23 protein-coding genes are annotated in these 24553 nt (G+C 31.6%); 15 read left to right on the top strand and 8 right to left on the bottom strand.

The window, feature by feature from the left end; translation table 11 throughout:
- From OIU80_RS03005 to OIU80_RS02965, 9 genes are all read left to right on the top strand, one after another.
- On the top strand, positions 1–1152 hold the full coding sequence (locus OIU80_RS03005) for a glycosyltransferase family 4 protein (protein WP_264285603.1): 1152 nt from the start codon (positions 1–3) through the stop codon (positions 1150–1152).
- Positions 1149–2690 (top strand): glycosyltransferase family 2 protein, encoded by a 1542-nt coding sequence (locus OIU80_RS03000; RefSeq protein WP_264285602.1) that lies wholly within the window; start codon positions 1149–1151, stop codon positions 2688–2690. The genes OIU80_RS03005 and OIU80_RS03000 overlap by 4 nt, the downstream gene beginning before the upstream one ends.
- A complete protein-coding gene (locus tag OIU80_RS02995) occupies positions 2687–3703 on the top strand; it encodes a glycosyltransferase family 2 protein (protein ID WP_264285601.1) in 1017 nt (338 codons plus the stop codon). Before OIU80_RS03000 ends, OIU80_RS02995 begins: the two co-directional genes overlap by 4 nt.
- A 26-nt stretch (positions 3704–3729) precedes the next feature.
- Positions 3730–4341 carry a hypothetical protein gene (locus OIU80_RS02990; RefSeq protein ID WP_264285600.1) on the top strand — a complete coding sequence of 204 codons (612 nt, stop codon included), beginning with the start codon at positions 3730–3732 and terminating at the stop codon, positions 4339–4341.
- 65 nt (positions 4342–4406) lie between these two features.
- Positions 4407–4730 (top strand): hypothetical protein, encoded by a 324-nt coding sequence (locus OIU80_RS02985; RefSeq protein WP_264285599.1) that lies wholly within the window; start codon positions 4407–4409, stop codon positions 4728–4730.
- A 2-nt stretch (positions 4731–4732) separates the two neighbouring features.
- A complete protein-coding gene (locus OIU80_RS02980) occupies positions 4733–5860 on the top strand; it encodes a glycosyltransferase (protein ID WP_319004953.1) in 1128 nt (375 codons plus the stop codon).
- Positions 5857–6957: a glycosyltransferase gene (locus OIU80_RS02975; RefSeq protein ID WP_264285598.1), complete on the top strand. Its 1101-nt coding sequence runs from the start codon at positions 5857–5859 to the stop codon at positions 6955–6957. The genes OIU80_RS02980 and OIU80_RS02975 overlap by 4 nt, the downstream gene beginning before the upstream one ends.
- Positions 6958–6960: 3 nt before the next feature.
- Positions 6961–8319 (top strand): O-antigen ligase family protein, encoded by a 1359-nt coding sequence (locus tag OIU80_RS02970; RefSeq protein ID WP_264285597.1) that lies wholly within the window; start codon positions 6961–6963, stop codon positions 8317–8319.
- 91 nt (positions 8320–8410) lie between these two features.
- Entirely contained in the window at positions 8411–9805 is a 1395-nt protein-coding gene (locus OIU80_RS02965) for an exopolysaccharide biosynthesis polyprenyl glycosylphosphotransferase (RefSeq protein WP_264285596.1), read from the top strand.
- Here OIU80_RS02965 and OIU80_RS02960 read toward each other — a convergent pair whose 3' ends face one another.
- Positions 9806–10945, bottom strand: coding sequence for a DUF4105 domain-containing protein (locus OIU80_RS02960; RefSeq protein WP_264285595.1), 1140 nt, complete (start codon positions 10943–10945; stop codon positions 9806–9808). It lies immediately after the preceding gene.
- A 49-nt stretch (positions 10946–10994) separates the two neighbouring features.
- Complete coding sequence (locus OIU80_RS02955) at positions 10995–12065, bottom strand: putative type IX sorting system protein PorV2 (protein ID WP_449757800.1); 1071 nt, start codon at positions 12063–12065, stop codon at positions 10995–10997.
- Between the two features lie 189 nt (positions 12066–12254).
- Here OIU80_RS02955 and OIU80_RS02950 point away from each other — a divergent pair, with 189 nt between their 5' ends.
- Both OIU80_RS02950 and OIU80_RS02945 read left to right on the top strand, forming a co-directional pair.
- Positions 12255–12971, top strand: coding sequence for a CDP-alcohol phosphatidyltransferase family protein (locus tag OIU80_RS02950; protein WP_264285594.1), 717 nt, complete (start codon positions 12255–12257; stop codon positions 12969–12971).
- Between the two features lie 12 nt (positions 12972–12983).
- Positions 12984–13841 carry a glycoside hydrolase family 25 protein gene (locus OIU80_RS02945; RefSeq protein ID WP_264285593.1) on the top strand — a complete coding sequence of 286 codons (858 nt, stop codon included), beginning with the start codon at positions 12984–12986 and terminating at the stop codon, positions 13839–13841.
- Between the two features lie 102 nt (positions 13842–13943).
- Here the strand turns inward: OIU80_RS02945 and lptB are convergent, their stop codons facing one another.
- From lptB to OIU80_RS02925, 4 genes are all read right to left on the bottom strand, one after another.
- Complete coding sequence (gene lptB / locus OIU80_RS02940; protein ID WP_035619478.1) at positions 13944–14684, bottom strand: LPS export ABC transporter ATP-binding protein; 741 nt, start codon at positions 14682–14684, stop codon at positions 13944–13946.
- A gap of 164 nt (positions 14685–14848) precedes the next feature.
- On the bottom strand, positions 14849–15199 hold the full coding sequence (locus OIU80_RS02935) for a carboxymuconolactone decarboxylase family protein (protein ID WP_264285592.1): 351 nt from the start codon (positions 15197–15199) through the stop codon (positions 14849–14851).
- The gene (gene tatC / locus OIU80_RS02930; protein WP_264285882.1) at positions 15192–15986 is read right to left on the bottom strand and encodes a twin-arginine translocase subunit TatC; all 795 of its coding nucleotides are present in this window, start codon (positions 15984–15986) and stop codon (positions 15192–15194) included. The genes OIU80_RS02935 and tatC overlap by 8 nt, the downstream gene beginning before the upstream one ends.
- Positions 15987–16012: 26 nt before the next feature.
- Positions 16013–16978, bottom strand: coding sequence for a KpsF/GutQ family sugar-phosphate isomerase (locus OIU80_RS02925; RefSeq protein WP_264285591.1), 966 nt, complete (start codon positions 16976–16978; stop codon positions 16013–16015).
- An 84-nt stretch (positions 16979–17062) separates the two neighbouring features.
- Between OIU80_RS02925 and recQ the strand changes: the two genes are divergently transcribed.
- On the top strand, positions 17063–19258 hold the full coding sequence (gene recQ, locus OIU80_RS02920; protein WP_264285590.1) for a DNA helicase RecQ: 2196 nt from the start codon (positions 17063–17065) through the stop codon (positions 19256–19258).
- 104 nt (positions 19259–19362) lie between these two features.
- On the opposite strand, the gene OIU80_RS02915 is transcribed toward recQ, so the two are convergent.
- Complete coding sequence (locus OIU80_RS02915) at positions 19363–19602, bottom strand: hypothetical protein (protein ID WP_035619471.1); 240 nt, start codon at positions 19600–19602, stop codon at positions 19363–19365.
- Between the two features lie 149 nt (positions 19603–19751).
- Here OIU80_RS02915 and OIU80_RS02910 point away from each other — a divergent pair, with 149 nt between their 5' ends.
- The 3 genes from OIU80_RS02910 (at position 19752) to OIU80_RS02900 (ending at position 23266) form a co-directional block, all read left to right on the top strand.
- Positions 19752–21311, top strand: coding sequence for an NAD(P)/FAD-dependent oxidoreductase (locus OIU80_RS02910; RefSeq protein WP_264285589.1), 1560 nt, complete (start codon positions 19752–19754; stop codon positions 21309–21311).
- A gap of 122 nt (positions 21312–21433) precedes the next feature.
- Positions 21434–22132 carry an SMI1/KNR4 family protein gene (locus OIU80_RS02905; RefSeq protein WP_264285588.1) on the top strand — a complete coding sequence of 233 codons (699 nt, stop codon included), beginning with the start codon at positions 21434–21436 and terminating at the stop codon, positions 22130–22132.
- Positions 22133–22174: 42 nt separating this feature from the next.
- Complete coding sequence (locus OIU80_RS02900) at positions 22175–23266, top strand: DUF6630 family protein (RefSeq protein ID WP_264285587.1); 1092 nt, start codon at positions 22175–22177, stop codon at positions 23264–23266.
- A 130-nt stretch (positions 23267–23396) separates the two neighbouring features.
- Here the strand turns inward: OIU80_RS02900 and OIU80_RS02895 are convergent, their stop codons facing one another.
- Positions 23397–24356 carry a quinone oxidoreductase family protein gene (locus tag OIU80_RS02895; RefSeq protein ID WP_264285586.1) on the bottom strand — a complete coding sequence of 320 codons (960 nt, stop codon included), beginning with the start codon at positions 24354–24356 and terminating at the stop codon, positions 23397–23399.
- Positions 24357–24553 lie beyond the last annotated feature (197 nt).

Here is a 24553-nt window from a genome sequence, read left to right as displayed (position 1 = left end):
ATGAAAATAGCATTTTTGACTCCAGAATATCCACATCCTAAAACAGGTAATTCTGGGGGTATTGGTACCAGTATTAAAAATTTAGCAATTGGACTTTTAGAACAAGATGTTTCTGTTAGAGTTCTTGTTTATGGTCAGAAAGAAGATGCTACTTTTGATGATAATGGAATTTTTGTACAACAAATTAAAAACGTCAAGCTAAAAGGATTATCATGGTTCTTAACTAGAAAAAAGTTAGAAAAGATTATAAATCAATTATTTTTAGACAAAGAAATTGATTTAGTAGAAGCACCAGATTGGACAGGTATTTCATCTTTTATAAAACCAAAATCTTGCCCGTTGATTATACGTTTAAATGGATCAGATACTTATTTTTGTAATTTGGACAATCGTCCAGTCAAATGGATTAATAAGTTTCATGAAAAAAGGGCACTACAAAATGCAGATAGATTGTTGTCAGTGAGTCAGTTTACAGCAGATAAAACAAATGTGATTTTTGGTTTAAATAAAGAATTTACAATTATTCCCAATTCTATCGAAGCTGATTTATTTCAGACTAATAATGAAAATCCTCAGAAAGAAAAAACCATATTGTATTTTGGAAGCCTAATTCGCAAAAAAGGACTTCTCGAATTGCCATTGATTTTTAATAAAGTAATAGAAAATAATCCTAATGCTAAATTGATTTTAATAGGTAAAGACGTCCCAGATATTATTTCGGGAAATTCATCTACTTGGCAAATGATGCAAGAGTTATTTTCAGAGAAGGCCAAAATGAATGTCAATTATTTAGGGAGCGTTCCCTATTCTGAAATAAAGAGAAAAATCGAAGAGGCAACCATGTGCGTATTTCCCTCTTTTGCAGAGGCACTTCCTGTATCTTGGTTAGAAGCCATGGCTATGCAAAAGTCTATTGTTGCATCAGATATTGGTTGGGCAAATGAAATGATTATTGATGGTGAAAGTGGTTTTTTAGTAAGTCCAAAAAATCATGAATTGTTTGCATCTCGAATAGTACAACTTTTGGATGATTCCAGTCTAGGAAGCGAAATGGGGAGAAATGCAAGAAATAGAGTTAAAGAGTTTTTTGACACAGATAAAGTAGCGAAAGATAATATTGAGTTTTATAAATCATTAATTTTTAAATCTTGATAGTAGTATATCATTTAGACAATAAAATTACAAGAATTATTTCGGAAAGAAATGAGACTTTATCTTTTAATGAAAACAATACTATTGCATCTAGTTTGATGGAGTTGGCTTTTCAATTTCCGCTTTCAGAAATAGTTTGGTGTAATGAAGATTACAAACAGTTTCTTAATTTGGAATTTATAGATAATTTGTTTCATCATAATAAAATGATGATGTCTTATAGCCCAAATGAAGTTGATTTTTTAGGTCGAAAAATTGGTTATGTTGATGAATCTCCTTTTATTAAAATTAATAAAAAGGTAAGCTATCCAACCTGGCAAATGAGTAGTGTAGTTGGAGTTATTCATGCAAGTATATTGTTGGCCATTGATAAGAAAATAAAATGTGATTGGGATTTTGATTACTATTTAAATTCAATAGCTAAGGTATGTATGCCTTTGGGGTTATTGTGTTATTCGGAACCAAAATTGTTGCTAGAAACCGAAATTCGTTTGATTTCGAAATCTTCTGATCAGATTCTTTTTAGATTTGTAAAGCAGCATTATAGAACACGATGGATATTTTTGCTATTTCTGAATTTAATGATTTACGAATTTAAATTTCCCATTTTAGCTTTACTATGTAGCTTTACTTATAAGAATAGAAATGATAACAGCATTAATCTAGATTCGATTAAAGTTAGTTCTTCACTTAACGTAATTAATTCAGGTACTATAGATGTTATTATTCCAACGATTGGAAGAAAAGAATATTTATATAATGTTTTAAAAGATTTGTCCCAACAAACCCATTTGCCTAAAAATGTAATAATTGTAGAGCAGAATCCTTTAATAGGAAGTGTTTCAGAGTTAGACTATTTAACTTCAGAAGATTGGCCATTTGTTATTAAGCATACTTTTACACATCAAACAGGAGCTTGTAATGCAAGAAATGTTGCTCTTAATCAGGTAGAAAGTGAGTGGGTATTCTTTGCAGATGATGATATTAGGGTTACGAATTCTTTTACTGAAGCAGCATTTGAGTTTATTTCACAATATAAAAATAAAGCAGTAACTTTTAATTGTCTAAGGGAAAGAGAGAAAGCTATTAGTAAAGAAATATTTCAATGGAATACTTTTGGGTCAGGATGTAGTTTTGTAAAAAGCGAAATAATTAAAAATATAAGTTTTGACATAAAATATGAATTTGGATTTGCAGAAGACTCAGATTTTGGAATACAAATTCGAAATACAGGAAATGATGTTTTATTTTTTCCAGCCCCAAAAATTCTACATCTAAAAGCTCCTGTAGGAGGTTTTAGGACAAAACTAAATCTAGCATGGGATAATGAAAAAATTAAACCAAAGCCAGCTCCAACAGTATTACTGTACAAAATTTTGCATGAAACAAACGAACAAATAAACGGATATAGGATAATTTTATTCTTTAAATATTATAGCAAACAATCAATTAAAAATCCAATAAGATATTTTTTTAATTTTAAAAAAGAATGGAAGCAGAGTTTGTATTGGGCTAATAAATTAACAAATAGAACATGAAATTTTCCTTAATTATTTGTACTTATATGCGTCCCGAGCCTTTGCTGAAATTATTGCAATCGGTTCAAAGACAAACTTTGTATCCAAACGAAATTTTAATTATTGATGGATCTACAAATAATAAAACAGAGAATATTTTAAATGAAAATCAATTTATCAATTTAAAATATTTCTTAGCTGATGATAAAAATCGTGGGCTTACCAAACAAAGAAATTTTGGAATTAATAAAGTAAATGATGCTATTGAAATTGTTTGTTTTTTGGATGATGATACCGTTTTAGAATCAGATTATTTTGAAAATTTATTGGAGACCTATAAAAAATATCCTGAAGCTTTGGGAGTTGGAGGGTATATTATAAACGAAACAAAATGGGAAAAAGTAAATAAGGATTATAAGGCTTCTATAAATGAGTTTTATTTTGACGGATGGAAACGTAAAGACGGAAGTCGTTTTGTTTTACGAAAAAAATTGCATCTGGATAGTGATTGTATTCCTGGTTTTTCTCCATCCTTTTCGCATGGAAGAAGTGTAGGTTTTTTGCCACCAAGCGATAAAATTTATCAAGTAGAACAATTAATGGGAGGCGTTTCCTCTTTCAGAAAATCAATTTTTGAGAAGCTTTCATTTTCTACTTATTTTGAAGGATATGGTTTGTATGAAGATGCTGATTTTACACTTAGGGTCGCAAAAATCGGAAAACTTTATTTAAACACTGTGGCTAGATTGGAACATTTCCATGCAGATTCAGGACGACCGAATCAATATCAATATGGTAAAATGGTAGTTCGAAACGGTTGGTATGTGTGGCACGTGAAAAATCCTAAGCCTAATTTGAAAGATTTTTTTAAATGGCACTCTATTACCATACTTTTGACATTAATTAGATTTAGTAATGTTCTTACATCTAATAAGAAAAAAGAAGCTTTGACAGAAGCAACTGGGAGAATGATTGGCTGGTGGAGTTTATTTTTTAATAAGCCCGTTTTGTCTGATTCTAATAATATTATTTAGAAATAAATTTATAGAAGCAATAATTTATGAAATTAGAGTTATCAATTTGGACACACCATTTAAATCAGCTTATTTATGCTTATTTTTATTTTTGTAAAAAAGAAAAAATAAAAGTTAACATAGTCAGAAATGAAAGTATAAAATATGGTGGAGCAATATTGTATATTGATGGGGAAAGTGTTTTTTTTGATTATTCTGATGAACCAAAATTTATAGATTCAGCTGAGCTATATGATTATTATTTTAAAAGATCTCTTCGTGTAGAAAATCGGACTGAAAATATCTACCCTTTAAACTTTAATGTTCCAATGACATATAAAAGCCATTTATTATTAATGAATCTAAAATCAGATTTGTTATTTAATAAAAGTAATAGAACTGAAGTTATAAGAGCAATGGATAGATTTTCATTGTTTACAAATTCGTCACATGAGGTTTTAGATATAAAAAGATATCCTAAAGAAATACGTGATTATGGGGGGAATATAATTTTTCATACTAGATTATGGGATCCAGATAAGCATAATGATGAAGATGAGAAAGAACGTAGAAGGAGTCAAAATGAATTTAGAATTAATGCTTGTCGCCTACTAAAAAAAACGTTTAAAAATGCTTCAGTTGGTTTGCAGATAAATTGACTGGTGAGCTGGCTCCTGATTTATTGCTAGATTCTAAACATTCTAATAAAAATAATTATTTTAACATGTTAAATAATTATAATATTTGTATTGCTGACGATGGACTTAAAGATACTCCGGGTTGGAAAATTGGAGAGTATTTGTTGTTCGGGAAAGCAGTTATAACAACTCCACTTAATATTGATTTGGATAATTTTAATGAGCATATAAATTATGAAAAACTTTGTAATCGTAGTTCGTATTTAGAATTACCTGAAAAAATTGAATATTTGTTAGACGGAAAAAAATATTTAAAAATGGGTGAAGATAATTTGATGTGGAGCGAAATTTATTTACATCCCAAAAACTATATTCAAAGAATTTTGTCTATCATTAAAAAGGATATTTAGCATTGAAATTAATTAGGTTTGTTATTATAACTCATGTTACTCATAGTCAAAATAAACATCAATATTTTGGTTATGCACCTTACGTACGTGAGATGAATATTTGGTTAAAATATGTGGATGAAGTAATTGTTGTGGGGCCATTTTTAAAACAGGAACCAACTATAATTGATCTTGCATACAAACATGGCAAAATAGATTTTAGAAAAGTCTCCAATATTAATTTTACCAATTTTAAAAATAGTTTAATTTCATTTTTTAAATTACCAGTAGTTTCTTGGCAAATATTTTTGGCAATGAAGACAGCTGATCATATCCATTTACGTTGCCCGGGAAACATTGGTTTATTAGGTTGCTTTATTCAAATATTCTTCCCAAATAAACAAAAAACAGCTAAATATGCAGGTAATTGGGATCCAATGAGTAAGCAGCCATGGACATATAAATTACAAAAGTATATTTTGAACAACACTTTCTTAACCCGAAATATGCAAGTTTTGGTTTATGGAGAATGGGAAAATCAATCTAAAAATACTATACCTTTTTTTACTGCTACTTATTCTGAAACCGAAAAAGAAATTATTCACAAGCCTGATTTTAATGAATCTATAGCGTTTCTTTTTGTTGGTAGTTTAGTTGTTGGTAAAAATCCAATTTATGCTATAAAATTAGTTCAGAAATTAATAGAAAAAGGATATAAAGCAACTTTAGATTTATATGGAGAAGGAATTGAGCGGGGTATTTTAGAAGAGTATATTCAAAATAATCAACTCGGAGAGTATATTGTTTTGCAGGGAAATCAAAATCAGGAAACAGTAAAAAAAGCATATCAAAAAAAACATTTTGTAATCTTGCCTTCTAAAAGTGAAGGTTGGCCAAAAGCAGTTGCCGAAGGAATGTTTTGGGGGTGTATTCCGGTTGCCAGTAAAATTTCTTGTGTCCCTTTGATGCTAGATTATGGTAATAGAGGGGTTATATTGGAAATGGACTTAGAGAAAGATGAAATTCAATTAAGCGAAATACTTAAAGACGAAAAAATCTTTTTTACTAAAAGTAAATTAGCTACTGAATGGTCTCAAAATTATACTATAGATGTTTTTGAAACTGAAATTAAAAAGCTTTTAGTAAAATGAGGATTGTACAAATTATAGATTCTTTAGAAGTAGGAGGGGCAGAACGCATGGCATTAAATTATGCTAATGCATTATCTGAAAAAATAGAATTTTCAGGTTTAATCGCTTCTCGGAAAGAAGGATTACTGTTAAGCCAAATAGATGAGAAAGTTTCGTATTTATTCTTGAAGAAAAAGAAAATAATAGATTTTAAAGCCGTTTTTTTATTGCGTAGATACCTGAAAAACAATAAAGTAAGTGTAATTCATGCACATAGTTCTTCTTTTTTTATAGCAGTTTTAGTAAAGTTGACTTTGCCAAAAATAAAAATAATTTGGCATGACCATTATGGTATTTCTCAGGATTTAAAGTCAAGAAAAAACGTAGCATTAAAATTTGGTTCTCTTTTTTTTAAAGGGAGTATAGCGGTAAACACAGCCTTGAAAGATTGGGCAGAATCTTATTTGTATTGTAAAAATGTTATTTATTTTCCAAATTTTGTTGATGAAATAACTAATTTAAATAAAGAGGTATCATTAAATGGGGAGGAAGGAAAAAGAATTGTTTGCGTAGCAAATTTACGTCCACAAAAAAATCATGAATTATTAATTAAAGCAGCCAATATAATTAGAAATGAATACCCAGATTGGACTTTTCATTTATTTGGGAAAGATTTTTTAGATGATCATTCTAAAAAGCTTAAGGAGTTGGTTAGAGATTTAGAATTAGATAAAAATATTTTTTTTTACGGAGCAGTGAATAATGTTGCTTCAGTATTAGAACAATGTAATATAGCTGTATTGCCTTCTATCTCAGAAGGACTTCCGTTGGCAATCTTAGAATACGGATTGTATAAGTTACCAGTTGTGGCAACAAATGTTGGGGAAATTTCTACTATCATTATTTCAGAAAAAGAAGGGTTAATTATTGAATCAAATAATATAAATCAATTTTCACAATCTATTCAAAAATTAATTAGGAATAAAAAATCAAGAATCGAAATGGGATTGGAATTAAATAAAATTGTGAATTTGAATTACAGTCAAGAATCGATTGTAAGAGATTATATTTCATGGTTAAATTATTTGATTAATTTTATTCCTTCAAAAAATATCTAATTAATGAAAAACAATCTATTATCTTATGGTAATATTCTTTTGATTCATGCTTTAATTGCTTTGGCAATTTTTGTGATGCCATTTTTATCTAAGATTTATGCACTTATTATTCCAATTTTAGGATTGCTTTTTGTTTTGAAAACAAAAAATAAAAATAATGAAGTGCTTTTGATTGCTGCATATTTGGTAGGAGTTGAGGTTTTCTTAAGAATGACGGGGGGGAATTTAAATAATGAGTATATTAAGTTAAGTGTCATTTTTTTTATGCTGTTGGGTATGATTTACAGCAGTTTTACAATTAGCTCCTTTGTGTATTGGTTTTTCTTGATATTATTAATCCCTAGTATTTTGGTAACTGCTACTACAGATATTTTATCAGTAGATGTAAAAAAAGCTTTATTCTTTAATTTATCAGGGCCTTTCTGTTTAGCTTTTTGTGCAATATATACATTTAATAGAAAGATTAGTTTCTCAGAATTACAGAATATAGTTCTTGCAATGGGCTTACCAATTGTATCAACTACTGCTTATTTGTTTTTGTATAATCCTAGTGTGCAAAGTGTGGTTACAGGTACTCAGTCTAACTTTGAGACTTCGGGAGGATTTGGGCCTAATCAAGTTTCTACGATATTAGGATTAGGGATGTTTGTGTTTTTTACTCAATTAATTCTCTTTTCGAAATCAAAAAAAATGTTGATTTTAAACGGAATATTACTTTTAGTTATTAGCTATCGAGCAATTGTAACCTTTTCGAGAGGAGGAGTAATTACTGGAGTGGTTATGATTGCTATATTGTTATTGTTGTTATATTTTCATTCAAGTAGAGAAGTAAAAGGAAAGCTAGCTATGGTATTTGTTATTACTGCTATTATGGGAATAGGAATTTGGACATATACTTCTGTGCAGACTTCTGGATTAATAGAAAAGCGTTATGCTAATCAAGATGCTACAGGGAGAGTGAAAAAAGATAGATTAGGAGGCAGAGAAGCTATTATTGAGGTTGAACTTAAAACCTTTTTTGATAATCCAATACTAGGAGTTGGGGCAGGGTTGGGAAAAGAGTATAGGAAAAAGGCTTTTGGAGTAGATGTGGCCTCACATAATGAAATTACACGTATGATAAGTGAACATGGATTTCTCGGAATACTAGGACTGCTAATACTTTTTATAATGCCTTTTGTATTGTATTATATTAATCGAAGTAATTTGTATTTTCTATCATTTTATGTTTTTTGGTTTCTAACAATTAATCATGCTGCAATGCGAACTGCTGCACCCGCATTCGTATATGCATTAACTTTGATTAGTGTAATTAATTATAAAACAGATAATTATGTAAAAACTAATACTATTCCTGATTAATTACCACTAACTATTAATTTTATAATACATTTGTTCCAGTAATTTTAAATTTCCCCAAATTTAATGATACAACTTAACTGATACAATTTAAATGCCCCAAAAAAATAAAATCCATTTTGAAATATCAGAACGAAAAGTCATTCTTCGATTTTTTGATTCTTTTTTTGTTTTGGGAGCTTTGTATCTTCTAAGTCAGGTGTTTGATTATCATTATTTTAATGTTTCAAGTACTAATTATCATGGAGCAATTGTATTGGTATTATATCTCAATGTTTTTGGATCTATTTTTGAGATGTATAATTTACAAGTAGCAAGTAATCAGTTTCAAATTCTAAAAAGTACTGTTATTGCTGTATCAACTACGGTTTTGGTTTATTTATTGACTCCAGTTTTATCACCCGAATTACCTAAACAGAGAATCTCGATAGTTATCTTTTATTTTGCTATACTTTTTGTTATCCTATTTTGGCGTTTCTTTTATGTTTATTTCCTTGCCTCACATCGTTTCTTTCAAAATGTAGTTTTAATATGTGATCAAGACCAGTTAGAAGAATTGGTTTTGGGATTAGAGAATGTTGATCCCAATTATAAAATTATTGGATTTGTAAATTTAGATGCTTTGAATAAGAATCCGATTGACTATCAGTATGTAAAAGAAGTTAAAAAGGAAGAGTTAGAAGAGTTTGTTCTCGAAAAGGGGGTTTCGGAAATCGTTATAGCATCGCAAAAGACAGATGGAATTACTGCCGATTTATATCAACAATTATTACATTTACTTGAGTCGGGTAAAATCATCAGAGAATATACCCAAGTTTATGAAAGTAAAACACACCGTATTCCTGTGCAATATATAGCGAGAGATTTTTATCGTTTTTTTCCTTTTAGCCGCAGTAATAGTAATAAGTTATATTTAGTGATTGTCCGTTTTTTTGAATTCGCCTTTTCTCTGTTAGGCCTTCTGACAGGGTTGCTTTTAATGCCATTTATTATTGTAGGAAATTATATAGGAAATAGAGGAAAACTTTTTTATACCCAAGAAAGAATAGGGAAAGACGGAGCAGTTTTTAAAATATATAAATTTCGAACAATGGTGAAGAATTCGGAATCAAAAGGAGTCGCTTTTGCAGCTACAAATGATGTTCGTGTGACTCCTTTTGGAAAAATGATGCGTAAATCCAGAATAGATGAACTACCTCAGTTCATTAACGTTATAAAAGGGGATATGGCAGTTATAGGCCCGCGTCCAGAACGCCCATTTTTTGTAAAAGAGATTGCTCAGGTTATGCCATTTTATGAAACAAGACACATCATAAAACCAGGTCTTACAGGATGGGCACAAGTAAATTACTCCTATGGAGAATCAATAGAAGAAAGTTTAATAAAACTACAATACGATTTGTATTATATTAAACACAGAAGTATTTTTCTTGATATGAGTATCACTTTTAAAACTATTACTACGGTTTTATTTTATAGAGGGCAATAATTAAATGATAATAGGGATTGGTTTCTTGTTCTTGATAGCTACGCGCACCAGAATAACACCACTAGTTATAATCAAAGGTAAAACGATAAAGAATGAAGCCTTATTAATCATAAATAACCCATAAGTAATTAGTGAAATTATATGAATTAGTGAGAAACGATAAGTCCATTTTTTATTTTTCATGAGATTAAGAATCAAAAGAATTAATAAGAAAGGGCTAAATAATAGGATGTTGTAATTGTATTCTAATTCTTTGTGCAAGGAATAAAAACCAACAAAGACAAAAAACAGTCCCAATAATCCCATTATTAAAAGATAAATTTTATCAACACTTCTTTTATTTATGAAGATGATAAATGCTAATACAATAATGTAAGTATACCAATTATTCCACCAAGAATGATTTGGCTCTTTATCAAAAGATAGAATAGTTTTGTTTTGTTTGACTAAAGAGTGATTTTGAAAAGTTGTTTTATCTAAGCTATTTTTTAGTTCAAAAGGCAAAAATATTTTTGTTCCAAGTTCATCTACTTTTTTTCCAAAAATGATACTGATGCCTAATTTTTCATAAAAATGCCCATCAAAATAAGGATAAAGAATCGTTCGGTAAGTTTTATCGGTATCTCCTTTTTTAGTAATTATGGTACCGTTTAATGATTTGTTAAGAATATCAACTACCATCGAAGTACAGTTTTTATCAATAAATTTATAAGTATAATACCTGTCTTCAGATAGTATTGTTGCATTTAAATTATCAAATAATTTTTGCTTTAAATTATCAGAAATATTTAATTCCTGTTCGTAAACACTACGTTTTGTATAGTTGTATTCATTAATAAAATCGAGATAGGAATTTGCGGTAGCATAATATTGTAAATCACCTTTTGTGAATTTAGCAACAAAGTTAGGAGTTCTGAAATCGAAAGTACCATAATTATATACTATATCAAGAGCGTTAATAGAATCTTTGATTCGAATAGCTGTGTGGCCAAAAAGAGAGTAAGGTTCATTACCAGTTCCGCAAGTTAGAACGCTAGCTTTAGAATCTTTAGATAATAAAATACTTTGTCCGAAACTATTATTGATAAACGCAAAAAATAATAATAACAAGAATGCTTTTTTCGATGAATACGTTTTCATAAATATTTTTTTAAATGAATTATCAATACTCTTTTTATATGTAATGTTTTTATTTTCTAAACACGCCTAAATCCACTTTAAGTGAAAATATATTAGAATATAAAGCAACACTTTGATTTCCTAAATCTGTTAAAGCATAATCAATTTGAATGCCTTTATATTTAAAACCAAGTCCAATGTTAGGTTGGAAACCTACTTTTTCAGAATTGTCTAATTGTGTCACATTTTGAAAATTTCCTACTCCAGCTCTCAAAAAAACAAGATTGGTATAACCAAATTCCAATCCTAATGCAGGATCAATGCTTACAAAGTTACTAGAAATTATGTCTTTTGTTCTCTCAAAACGCATATTCATATTTGTAGCAACCAAAATACTATAATCATATCTGATTATAAATTTCTTTGCTATGCCTAATTGCGCTTTTGGTAACGTAATTTCGGTGCTTTCAGGCAAGTCCTGATTTTCTCCCGGAATAGCATCAGAAATTTTTTTGTATTCTTTCTCATCAATATTCCAAACATTATAAGTCGTTGTAATATCACGCAACATTAAGCCAAAATGCCAATCATTTTTTTCAAACTGTAATCCTAAATCAAATCCGAAGCCCCATGAGTTGGCAAATTTTCCAATAATACGTCGGATAACTTTAGCATTTACTCCATATTGAAATCCAGGAACAGGTAATTTTCTTGCGTATGAAAAGGTAAAACCATAATCGGCAGTCGAAAAAAGACTAATTCGATTGTAGTCAATGTTACCCTGACTGTCTATCAGTTCAGTAGTGTTTAAAATGTCATCTACACCAAAACGAATTAATGAAATTCCCCAAGCGCTTCGATCATCTATTGGGCTAGCATAGCCAATATAATCATATTGTGCGATATTGGCAAAATAATTAGCGTGCATTAAAGCGACTTGGTGGTCCTCGAGATTGGCAAGTCCAGCAGGATTCCAGTAAACCGAATTTACATCCTTAGTAGATGCAACAACTGCGCTTGACATGGCAAGTGCTGCGGCATCGACACCAATGTTCATAAACTCATTAGAGTATTTTCGAACCGTTTGGCTGTAATTGGCTGTGTAAACACAAAGCAGTAAAAACAATAAAATTTTCCTCAAGAGCTAATTTTTATAAACCGAAGTCTGTTTAATTTTTATCAAAAATATAATTTTTTACCGAGCTTATTTATTCCTTCGAGTAAATAATGCTAAAGTCTCACTTTTGTTTAAAAAACTCTAATAAAAACGTGCATCTCATTCAGTTATTATAGTAAATTTGTCGTTTATCATACTTAAAATATATTTGCAATGAATATTAAAAAACACGTTCCTAACGCTATTACATTAATTAATCTTTTCTGTGGCTGTATAGCAGTTGTTTTTGTTTCTAAATTAGATTATGAAATGGCTTTCTATTTTGTTTGTTTAGGAATATTTTTTGATTTTTTTGATGGTTTTTTTGCTCGATTATTTAAAGTGTCGAGCCCATTAGGGTTACAATTGGATTCATTGGCAGATATGGTAACTAGTGGGGTGGTGCCAGGTTACGTAATGTATAGTTTATTTGTTAGTAGTTCAAATGCACACAATATTATTGGTACAGAGTTTACTCCGTTCTTAGGATTCATTGTAACTCTAGGTTCTTGTTATCGTTTGGCAAATTTTAATATAGATACACGTCAGACAGATTCTTTTATTGGTTTACCAACACCAGCAAATGCATTGTTTGTATTGAGTTTGCCTTTGGTTTTAAAATATTCTGATTCGTTGATGATTCTTGAAATTTTAACAAACCAATGGATTTTATTAGCGATAGCATTGTTCAGTGCTTATATATTGAATGCAGAAATTCCTTTGTTTTCATTAAAGTTTAAAAAATTCAATTTAAAAGATAATCTTCTGCAAGTAGGCTTTTTATCATTGTCTGTTTTGTTGTTAGTTTTCTTTAAATATCTAGGGATTCCATTGGTAATTATTACTTACATAATACTGTCTGTTATAAACAATAAGTTTCTGAAAAAGTAGTTTTTTTATTGAATGAAAAGAAAAGTTACTAAAAGAAAACAGATCTCAAGTCGTAAATCTAAATCAACTAGTGCAGTTGGTAAGGTTTTTAAGTTTCTTATAAGTTCAATTTTAATTGGTCTTTTTCTGGGAGCCGTTTACCATTATCGTAATGGTTTGGCCTATTACTTCAGTTTTAAAACAGATAAAGTTCTTGAAAAAGAAGCTGAAGATAAGCGTCTCTCGGATGTTAGGAATTTTCAGGTTTTGGCAAATCACAAAGGAAAATCCATTGGGTTAGATGTGTCCGAATATCAAGGAAAAATTAGCTGGTCTTATGTTGATACATTAGAGCAAAAGTACCCTATAGATTTTGTGTTTATTAGAGCTACAGTTGGGAAAGACAGAAAAGATTTTCAGTTTAAACGCAACTGGATAGGAGCTAAGGAAAATAAAATGATTCGTGGCGCCTATCATTATTATCGCCCAAATGAAAATTCGATTGAACAAGCTGATCTCTTTATTAAAACTGTAATTCTAGAGAAAGGTGATCTGCCTCCTGTTTTGGATATCGAAAGATTGCCTAAAAATCAATCATTGGATAGTTTGAAAAAGGGACTAAAAAGATGGTTGAATAAAGTAGAGGCGCATTATAAAGTACGACCGATAATTTATACTGGTGAAAGGTATTATGATGATTTCTTGAAAGAAGAATTTAGCGATTATCTTTTTTGGATAGCCAATTATAATTTTTATCGTGAAAAAATAGAAGAAGATTGGTTGTTTTGGCAATTTACAGAAAAAGCAACTGTGCCAGGGATTAAACATACAGTCGATGTGAATATCTATAACGGAGATTTACAGCAATTGCAATTTATAACAGTAGATTAAGTCTTAGCCTTCAGTCGAAGTTTACAGTCTTAATAAAAAAAATCGCAGTATTCAAGTTTTTTTGACTGAATACTGCGACTGAATACTGAAAATGAACTCTTTTTAAAATTCCAATTTCTTCTTACGAAGTTCAAAATTTTGACCTAGATATACCCGACGCACCATTTCGTCTTCTACTAATTCTTCAGGAACACCTGCTTTTAGGATGCCTCCTTCAAACATAAGGTATGTTTTGTCAGTAATAGCAAGAGTTTCTTGTACGTTATGGTCGGTAATTAGAATTCCGATATTTTTATTTTTTAATTGAGCTACAATTCGCTGAATGTCTTCTACGGCAACAGGGTCAACTCCTGCAAAAGGCTCATCTAGTAAGATGAATTTAGGGTCAGTAGCAAGGGCTCTTGCGATTTCGGTACGACGACGTTCACCTCCCGAAAGTAAATCTCCTCGGTTAGTACGAATGTGTTCTAGGCTAAACTCTTCAATAAGGCTTTCCATCTTAGCTACTTGTTCCGCTTTGGATAAGGTAGTTAATTGCAGTACGCTTAATATGTTATCTTCGATACTTAACTTTCTGAAAACAGATGCTTCTTGAGCTAAATAACCTATTCCGTGTTGTGCTCTTTTGTACATAGGAAAATCGGTAATATTTAAGTCGTCAAGATAAATATTTCCTGAATTCGGCTTTACCAATCCAACAATCATGTAAAATGAAGTGGTTTTTCCAGCGCCATTTGGACCTAATAGACCAACTATTTCTCCTTGGTTTACCTCGACAGAAATACCTTTTACGACACTACGGCCCTTGTAGGTTTTGATTAAATTATCGGCTCTTAGCTTCATTTTTAATTAGATAATGTGAAAATTTGAAAATGAGATAATTAAAAATTAACCCAATTCAATTTATAAATATTTTAGAAAGGACAAATTAAAAGTAAAATAATCAATCAATTAAGTAAATTAACATTTTGAGTTAAAATTATCTAATAGATTAATTATCAAATTTTCTAATTAGTAGTTTCTTCTAGTGCTTCCCAAAATTCATACGCTCTACGCAAATGAGGAACTACGATTGTACCACCAACTAAGGTTGCAATTCCCATGGCTTCCATCATTTCTTCTTTGGTGACACCTTCTTTGAAACTAGTTTCAAGATGGTATTTTACGCAATCATCACAACGCAAAACGGCTGAGGCAACTAAGCCTAAAAGCTCTTTTGTTTTTACATCAAGAGCGCCTGCTGCATAAGCATTGGTGTCTAGATTAAAAATTCGTTTTACAATTTTGTTATTATCGGCTAATAACTTTTCGTTCATTTTAGAACGATAGTCGTTAAATTCTTGAATGATATCAGACATTTAATTCTTTGTTTTGTTTTTTATATACAAGTACCGAAATAAAGATACTCAACTCATAAATCAGTAACATCGGTATAGCTACAATTGTCTGGCTCACAACATCTGGAGGAGTTACAATTGCTGCTACAATCAGGATTATAATTACAGCATATTTCCAATATTTTCGTAAAAAACGTGGAGTTACTAAGCCTAGTTTGGTAAGGAAATAAATAACGATTGGTAGCTCAAAGAATAGTCCACCAGCTAGAATACTAGTTTTTACCATTCCCATATAAGATTCTAGAGTAAATTGATTTTTTACAATATCACTTACCGTAAAAGTTGCCACGAAATTTACAGACATTGGTATTACTACAAAGTACCCGAATGTTACACCTAGAAAGAAAAGTAATGAGGAAACAAAGATGAATACTTTAGCATTTTTACGTTCCTTTTCATACAAGGCTGGGCTGATAAATTTCCAGATTTCCCATAAGATATAAGGGAAACTCAAGATGAATCCTGCCAAGATACACATCCATACAAAAACGTTTACCTGTCCTTCCATTTGTGTATTCTGAATAATAAATGGCATTTCGGTAATACAAATATTCTCTGCAAATCCTAGTTTATGAGATAGTTCACAGAAAAACTGATAAGTAAAGAAAGTTGGTCTCGTTGGTCCGAAAATAATTACGTCAAATAAGTAATCACTTATAAAGTAAGTTAAAAAAGCCATTATTATTATGGCAGTTGTACTTCTAACTAGTAGCCATCTTAATTCTTCAAGATGGTCTAAGAACGACATTTCGCCTAGGTTTTTCTTCTTTGCCATTATACGATTCCTTCTTTTAAAATGTCATGTAAGTGTAATACGCCTTTGTATTCTCCGTTGTCGGAAACAATTAATTGCGTAATCGAGAAATCTTCTAATATATTTAAGGCGTCGACAGCCATTGTATCTGATGATACCATTTTTGGGTTTTTGGTCATAATGTCTATTGCGGTTAAATCGGCAAAAGTATCTCTGTCGTTTAGCATTCGTCGGATGTCACCATCTGTGATAATTCCGATTATTTTATTATTTTCTACAACTGCAGTAACGCCAAGTCGTTTTTCTGATATTTCAAATATAACTTTTTTGATTGAAGAATCGGGTGCGACAGTTGGTTTTAACGAATGTTCAATCATGTCTTTCACACGAAGTAAAAGTTTTTTTCCTAATGCGCCTCCAGGATGATATACAGCAAAATCTTCTGGTTTAAAATCACGCATTTCCATTAAACAAACAGCAAGTGCGTCTCCCATTACTAGTTGAGCGGTAGTGCTATTGGTTGGAGCTAGGTTTATTGGGCAAGCTTCCATATCGACAGTAGTGTTCAAGACATGATCACTTCCTTTTGCTAAAAAAGAAGTCATGTTACCTGTAATAGCAATTAGAGTATTGCCAAACCGTTTTAATAGCGGAACTAAAACTTTGATTTCTGGACTATTACCGCTTTTAGAGATGCAAATAATCACATCTTCATTCTGAATCATTCCTAAATCACCATGAATTGCTTCAGAAGCGTGAAGGAATAATGAAGGTGTTCCTGTAGAGTTAAAAGTGGCAACCATTTTTTGTGCAATTATTGCGCTTTTTCCTATTCCGGTGACTACTAATCGGCCTTTTGTTTCGTATATCTGTTGAACAGCTTGAGTGAAATTTTCATCTAAAAAATTAATTAGTTTCGCAATTGCTTCACTTTCAGATAGTATTGTTTTTTTAGCGATAGCTAATATATTTTCTTTTGTTATCAAAACAGAATAGTTAAAATTTGTAAGTGTAAAAGAAAGTTGTATCTTTATTGATGCAAATTTATACAAAATACCATAAAATAAAGAATGAATTCAAACGAAATTGAAATACATAAAGAATTAAAGAAGTATTTCGGCTTTAGCCAATTTAAGGGATTGCAGGAGGAGGTTATAAAAAGTATACTCGATAAAAAAAATACTTTTGTTATAATGCCCACCGGAGGAGGAAAATCACTCTGTTATCAATTGCCCGCTTTAATTCAGGAAGGAACAGCAATAGTTGTATCTCCTTTAATTGCTTTGATGAAAAACCAGGTAGACGCTATCCGGAGTCTGTCTTCAGAAAACGGAATTGCTCACGTTCTGAATTCTTCACTTACCAAAACAGAAATAGCCCAAGTAAAAAAGGACATTACTTCTGGTTTGACAAAATTATTATATGTTGCTCCCGAATCACTAACCAAAGAAGAATACGTGCAGTTTCTTCAAAATGTACCCATTTCATTTGTTGCTATTGATGAGGCGCATTGTATTTCAGAATGGGGACATGATTTTAGACCTGAATATAGAAATCTAAAACATATTATTAAACAGTTGGGTGATGTGCCAATTATTGGACTTACTGCAACTGCTACTCCAAAAGTTCAAGAAGATATCTTGAAAAATCTTGATATGTCCGATGCTAATACTTTTAAGGCGTCGTTTAATAGACCAAATTTATACTACGAAGTTCGTACAAAAACAAAAAATATAGAATCGGATATTATTCGTTTTATAAAACAACACAAAGGGAAATCCGGAATTATATATTGCTTAAGCCGTAAAAAAGTAGAAGCAATTGCGGAGGTTTTGCAGGTAAACGGTATTAGTGCGGTCCCTTATCATGCAGGATTAGATGCCAAAACTAGAGCTAAACATCAGGATATGTTCCTTATGGAAGATGTAGATGTTGTTGTGGCAACTATTGCTTTCGGAATGGGAATCGATAAGCCAGATGTTCGTTTTGTAATTCATCATGATATTCCAAAATCACTCGAAAGTTATTACCAGGAAACTGGTCGTGCAGGTCGTGATGGAGGCGAAGGACATTGCTTGGCATATTACTCCTATAAAGATGTAGAGAAATTAGAAAAATTCATGTCAGGAAAACCAGTTGCTGAACAAGAAATTGGGTTTGCTTTGTTGCAAGAAGTTGTGGCTTATGCCGAAACATCGATGTCAAGAAGAAAGTTCTTACTTCATTATTTTGGAGAAGAATTCGACAGCGAAACAGGCGAAGGTGCAGATATGGATGATAATGTTCGTAACCCGAAAACCAAAATAGAAGCCAAAGAACAAGTGGTGAAATTATTGGAAATTGTACGTGACACAAAGCATATTTATAAATCTAAAGAAATAGTATTTACATTAATAGGACGTGTAAATGCAGTAATTAAAGCACACAGAACCGATTCGCAATCTTTCTTCGGTTCAGGTTCAGATCATGACGAAAAATACTGGATGGCATTACTTCGTCAAGTATTAGTAGCAGGATATTTATCGAAGGATATTGAAACATACGGAATTATAAAAATTACCAAAGCGGGATTAGACTTCATCAAAAAGCCAGTTTCGTTTATGATGTCCGAAGATCATGAATATAATGAAACAGAAGATGAAGCTATAGTAACGGCATCAAAATCAGGAGGTACTGCTGATGAAGTTTTGATGGGAATGTTACGAGAACTACGAAAAAAAGTGGCCAAAAAATTAGGCGTTCCTCCATTTGTGGTTTTTCAAGATCCTTCACTAGAAGATATGGCTTTAAAATACCCAATTTCTATTGCTGAATTGTATAATATTCATGGAGTAGGTGAAGGGAAAGCAAAAAAATACGGTGGAGACTTCGTAGCCTTAATAAATAGGTATGTTGAAGAAAACGATATTATTCGTCCGGATGACTTGGTTGTAAAATCTACAGGAGTTAATTCTGTAAATAAATTATATATTATTCAGAATATCGACCGTAAATTATCACTTAATGATATTGCCTCAGCAAAAGGGCTTTCGATGGATGCCTTGATTAAAGAAATGGAGCAAATTGTATATTCAGGAACAAAACTGAATATTAAATATTGGGTAGATGATATGCTCGATGACGATCAGCAAGAAGAAATTCACGAATACTTTATGGAGTCAGAATCTGATAAAATTGAAGATGCCCTCAAAGAGTTTGATGGAGAATATGATATCGACGAATTACGCTTAATGCGAATAAAATTTATTAGCGAAGTAGCTAATTAAAAGTTTGCAGTCGCAGTTTTTAGTTTCAGTTCTTGCTGGACTTGTAAACTGCGACTGAATATTATTGTAGTTTTTGCTGTTGCTAAAAACTGCAATTGTTACTATTACTCAGGAAATACTTCCCCTCGGTGTGGTTTTAAGGCATCACGAACCTGAATCATATTTTCATCGGTTACGACCATATAAGCAATAGCATACATATCGTTTAGGATTGTAAATCCAGTTATGTTCAAAGGTAGCTTTTCGATAGCAATGAATTCTTTTAAATGAATCTCATGATGTTCTGCAGTTTTTGCGGAAGCTGGGCCACGAAAATCCCATATTAATTTTATTTTTCTTGACATTATTTATAGGTGCAAAGTTTCAGATAGACAAAGGTACAAAGTCTATTTTTTAAAATGGATTTTATATTAGTAAACTAATTTCAGTTCAAAATGTTATTTTTGCAGGTTCTTTTCATAGATAGAAAAGCTAATTGAATAAATAAAACAAAATGCCAAGAGAACTTTTACTTCAAGTATCGCCCGAAATAGCAGCAAATGAGTTATTGCTAAAAGAACATTTGTCGAAACAAATAAAAGTTTCACTAAATGAAATTCAGCATGTAACTATTTTAAAACGCTCCATTGATGCTCGCCAAAAAGCAATAAAAATCAATTTGAAGGTGAATATTTATTTGCAAAATGAAGTTTTTCAGCCAACTAAAATTGAGCTTCCAGAATATAAAAATGTATCTGGAGCACAAGAAGTAATTGTTGTAGGGGCTGGACCTGCAGGGCTTTTTGCAGCTTTGCAGTTAATAGAATTGGGTTTAAAACCAATAGTTCTTGAGAGAGGGAAAGATGTACGAGGTCGCAGACGAGATTTAAAAGCAATAAATACAGAGCATTTTGTAAACGAAGATTCTAATTATTGTTTTGGAGAAGGTGGAGCAGGAACATACTCTGATGGTAAATTATATACACGATCTAAAAAACGTGGAGATGTAACCAGAATTTTAGAATTATTGGTTGCTTTTGGAGCTTCAGATGATATTTTGATAGAAGCGCATCCTCATATCGGAACTAATAAATTACCAAAGATTATTCAGGATATTCGAGAAAAAATTATCGAATGCGGCGGACAGGTTTTGTTTGAAACTCGCGTTACTGATATTCTTGTAAAAAATAATGAAGTTCAGGGGATTGTAACTCAAGACGGAACTACTATTAATGCTAATAAACTGATATTGGCAACGGGACATTCTGCTCGTGATATCTTTGAATTATTAGATAGAAAGAAAATTTTTATAGAGGCTAAGCCTTTTGCCTTGGGTGTAAGAGCCGAACATCCGCAATCTTTAATAGATAGTATACAGTATAGTTGTGACTATCGTGGGGAACATTTGCCTCCAGCACCATATTCTATCGTGAAACAAGTAGGAGGAAGAGGAATGTATTCATTTTGTATGTGTCCCGGTGGTGTAATTGCACCATGTGCTACAAGTCCTGGCGAAGTAGTTACAAATGGTTGGTCTCCATCTAAAAGAGATCAGGCTACAGCCAATTCTGGAATTGTAATCGAATTAAAATTAGAAGATTTTAAACCGTTTGCCAAATTTGGAGCTTTGGCTGGAATGGAATTTCAGAAAAGTATCGAACAAAAAGCATGGCACTTGGCAGGGGAAACCCAAAAAGTTCCTGCACAACGAATGGTCGATTTTACTCAAAATAAAGTTTCGTCGGATATTCCTAAAACATCTTATGTTCCCGGAACTACTTCGGTAGAAATGGGGCAGGTTTTCCCAGGTTTCTTATCTCAAATATTACGTGAAGGTTTCTCTGAATTTGGTAAATCGATGCGTGGTTATTTAACCAATGAAGCGATTCTTCATGCGCCAGAAAGCAGAACGTCGTCACCAGTTCGTATTCCGAGAAATTCAGATACTTACGAGCATTTGCAAATAAAAGGATTGTACCCTTGTGGTGAAGGTGCAGGTTATGCTGGTGGAATTATATCGGCTGCTATTGATGGGGAAAAATGTGCTTTGATGATTGCTGAAGCTTTAAAATAATCTGCCGAATTGTTTATTTTGAAGTAAAAATAGTATTATTTTAGTTGCTTTAAGAGGTTGGTTGCAATTCTAAAATTTAGGATGTGGTTTAGTCTTTAGTAACTTTTTTAAAATAATATATTATGCCGCTATTAGATATTGAAGCAAAATACGGATTTACATACCCAATTATCTATAAGGAACTTTCTCTAGATGGGATGCTTAATGTTGGGGAATATGGCCCTGATTGGTATGTAACCGTTTATCCTAAATTAAAAGAAAATCCTCCGTTGCTTTTACATTCTTACGATTTTGAATTGCTTAATCCTAAGAATGTGGATGAAGCTATAGAAGAACTTTTGGATCCCGAAGATTATCGTCAAATAAAAGAAGAATTCAAATTTATACCATTCGGGCAGAGCGGAGCTGGAGATCATTATTGTTTCTTTTTAAATGAAGAAAATAATGGAGAGAATCCAGTAGTTTTTGTTTGGCATGATGCGAATGAAGTAAATTATCTAGCAAAGAATATACAGGATTTTATTTTTAGAATGCTGCTAACAGATATGTCTGATCAGGATGTTTATAATGATGTAAGTGATGGGGAATTTAAGGATAATCTTGATAAGGTTCTTAAAACTCATAAAAAGTATCTAACAGATAAACAAAAAGATGTTTTACAAACTGTATTTGATAGAGAAATCATAGACTACGAAATCTTGTTGCCTAAAGCGAAAGAAACCAAAAGAGGATTGTTAACAGATGTAGAATTAAAAAAGATATTAATTGAAATTATCCCATTTGATAAAATGGATTTGAGTTTTGAATACTCTAATCAGTAATAATTATACTAGACTAAATATTAAATCACTTAATAAAACTCAATGAAAGATTTCTTTTCTAATTTCTTTGGTAGAAATAACGACCCAAAATCTATTGTTTCTTTTGATGTTATATATTCAATTTATTCCTATTTATATAATGAGGTAAGTAGTGTTGATTTTAAAATGAAAGGGGTTCATGATACGGTTTCTGTGAATTTTTACTCATTTCCAAGTTCATTCGATCATGAGGAAGGAAGGGAAGAAATCAAGAAAAGTGGCTTCAACAATGCGTATGAAGTTTTAAATGAGTTGTATAAAAAGATTGATATCGGAGTGCTCTCGGAAGAGACTATACAAGCGGAATTAGAATACGATTATATTCACATTCAATTTTATTCTGAGCCAACTCCAGAATCAAAAAAATATCTAAAGCATGTCTTGCATAATTTTGTCATTTTCTTTTGTTGTACGAATAGTTTAGAAACAAATGATTTTAGAATTTTATACAATAACAGTTATTTTTTAGATTATACAAAAGGAATTTTGGACACTGAATATATCGACATAAATAATCCTAAAAATGAAATTCAGAAAATAGGATTCAAGGAATTTGAAAGAATTTTGCAGGGGATTTGTCAATATATGGAAATTGAAATACCTGATAGTGTTGCGCTTCCTACGCAAGAAAATTTATTGCCAGAAGTTGTTGAGGTTACGCAGGGAACATTTGAAGAATTTATCAAACTGGTTTCTAGAGGAGATGTAGATGAAAAATTGGTTCAAAAACAGTCAAAAAAACTTTTAAATAATTTTAAAAAAGGAGCAACAGAATATCATGCGATAGTCGAAGGACAGTGGGACTTTTTTGAAAGTATCGATTGTTGGAATAGTGATTGGAAATTTGACCCAGAAGATGCTGAGTATTTTATCTCTGAAATGATTGGTGAGGATCTTAATTTTGAATATCCTGAAGAAACATATAGTCATGATTTGTTCCCATATATTCAATCGGCTTTAGAAAAGAAGAACCTTGAATTAATGACTTATGATACGCATGGAGATAATTATTTGTTTTTTGTGGCAAATAAAAGTGATGTTGCCAGAATCTTAGAATTATCAGAATTAACAAAGATTGAGGTTGAGCAGCTGTAATTAATCGCTACGAATTCATGAATCATTTTTATTTAACCTTTGACAAGGGGCTGTAAAAGTGTTTTTCGGGATGACAAGATTACTGTAAAAACTGAGACTTAAAACTGTTCTTTGGCACGTCCAGATTATTTTACGGAATCAAAATTATTTTCCCTGTACTTTTTCGGCTTTCTAGGTAATCGTGTGCTTGTTTTCCTTCGGATAATTTAAAAGAGGTAGGTGTAGCAAGCGATACTTTTCCTTCGGTAATCCATGTAAATAACTGATTGGCTCTTTTAATTCTTTCCTCTCTTGTAGTTAAATAACTCCATAAATCTCCACCAGTTAGTGTTTTTGAGGTATCCATGAGCATTCTTGGGTCTATAAACTCAGGATCGCCGCCAGCCATTCCGAAAAACACCACCTGACCACAATTTTTGGTTACTTCAAAACTATCATTTAAGGTGCTGCCAATACTATCGTAAACTACATCGGCGCCTTTTGGAGCTACTTTAAAAACTTCTGCTTTCCAATTATCGTTGTATAAAAAAACATGGTCAGCTCCTTGTTCGATTGCAATTTTTGCTTTATCGGGAGATGAGGTTAAGCCAATTACGGTTGCGCCCAAAAGCTTACTTATTTGTGTAAGGAATTGTCCAACACCTCCAGCAACCGCATGTATGATTACCGTTTCTCCTTTTTGTGTTTTATGACTATCTGTGGCGAGGTAATGTGCTGTTAATCCTTGTAGTAAAATAGAAGCTCCAGTTTCAAAATCAATTGCTTCAGGTAGCGGAATTACATGGTTTATGTTAACGGCTAGAAGTTCGGCATTTGCAAAAGGAACATCGGCAAATGCAACTCTGTCTCCAATTTTAAACTCGGAGTGGTTGTTGGTGTTTACTACGATTCCTGAACCTTCATATCCAGCTATAAAAGGTGGGTTTCCTTTAAGGTGATAGTTTCCTTTTCGGCGATATACATCGGCAAAATTTAATCCGATGGCTTTCATTTCGACCAAGATCTCGTCGTATTTTAATTGTGGATTTGGAATGTCGATGTATTCAAGTACATCAGAATTACCAAAAGAAGAAAAAGTTAATGCTTTCATTTTATTTAATTCTAGCAGTGAAATGTTTATAAAAGAACTGATTTTAGACTATAGTTTTGGTAAGTTGAATTCATTGCATTTGCTTTTTTGAGAAGTTAGTTTTTCAATATCTTGTCATTTTCTAGGAGAATCGATAGTTAGGTTTTTCTGAGTATTATTTAGTTAAAAGGTTCATCGTCTTGTAGATTGATGCAAAT

Origin of the sequence: Flavobacterium frigoritolerans, assembly GCF_025847275.1 — a bacterium.
Lineage (GTDB): Bacteria > Bacteroidota > Bacteroidia > Flavobacteriales > Flavobacteriaceae > Flavobacterium > Flavobacterium frigoritolerans.
Note: the sequence above shows the minus strand (reverse complement) of the source record. Positions and strands in the feature narration are given on the sequence as shown.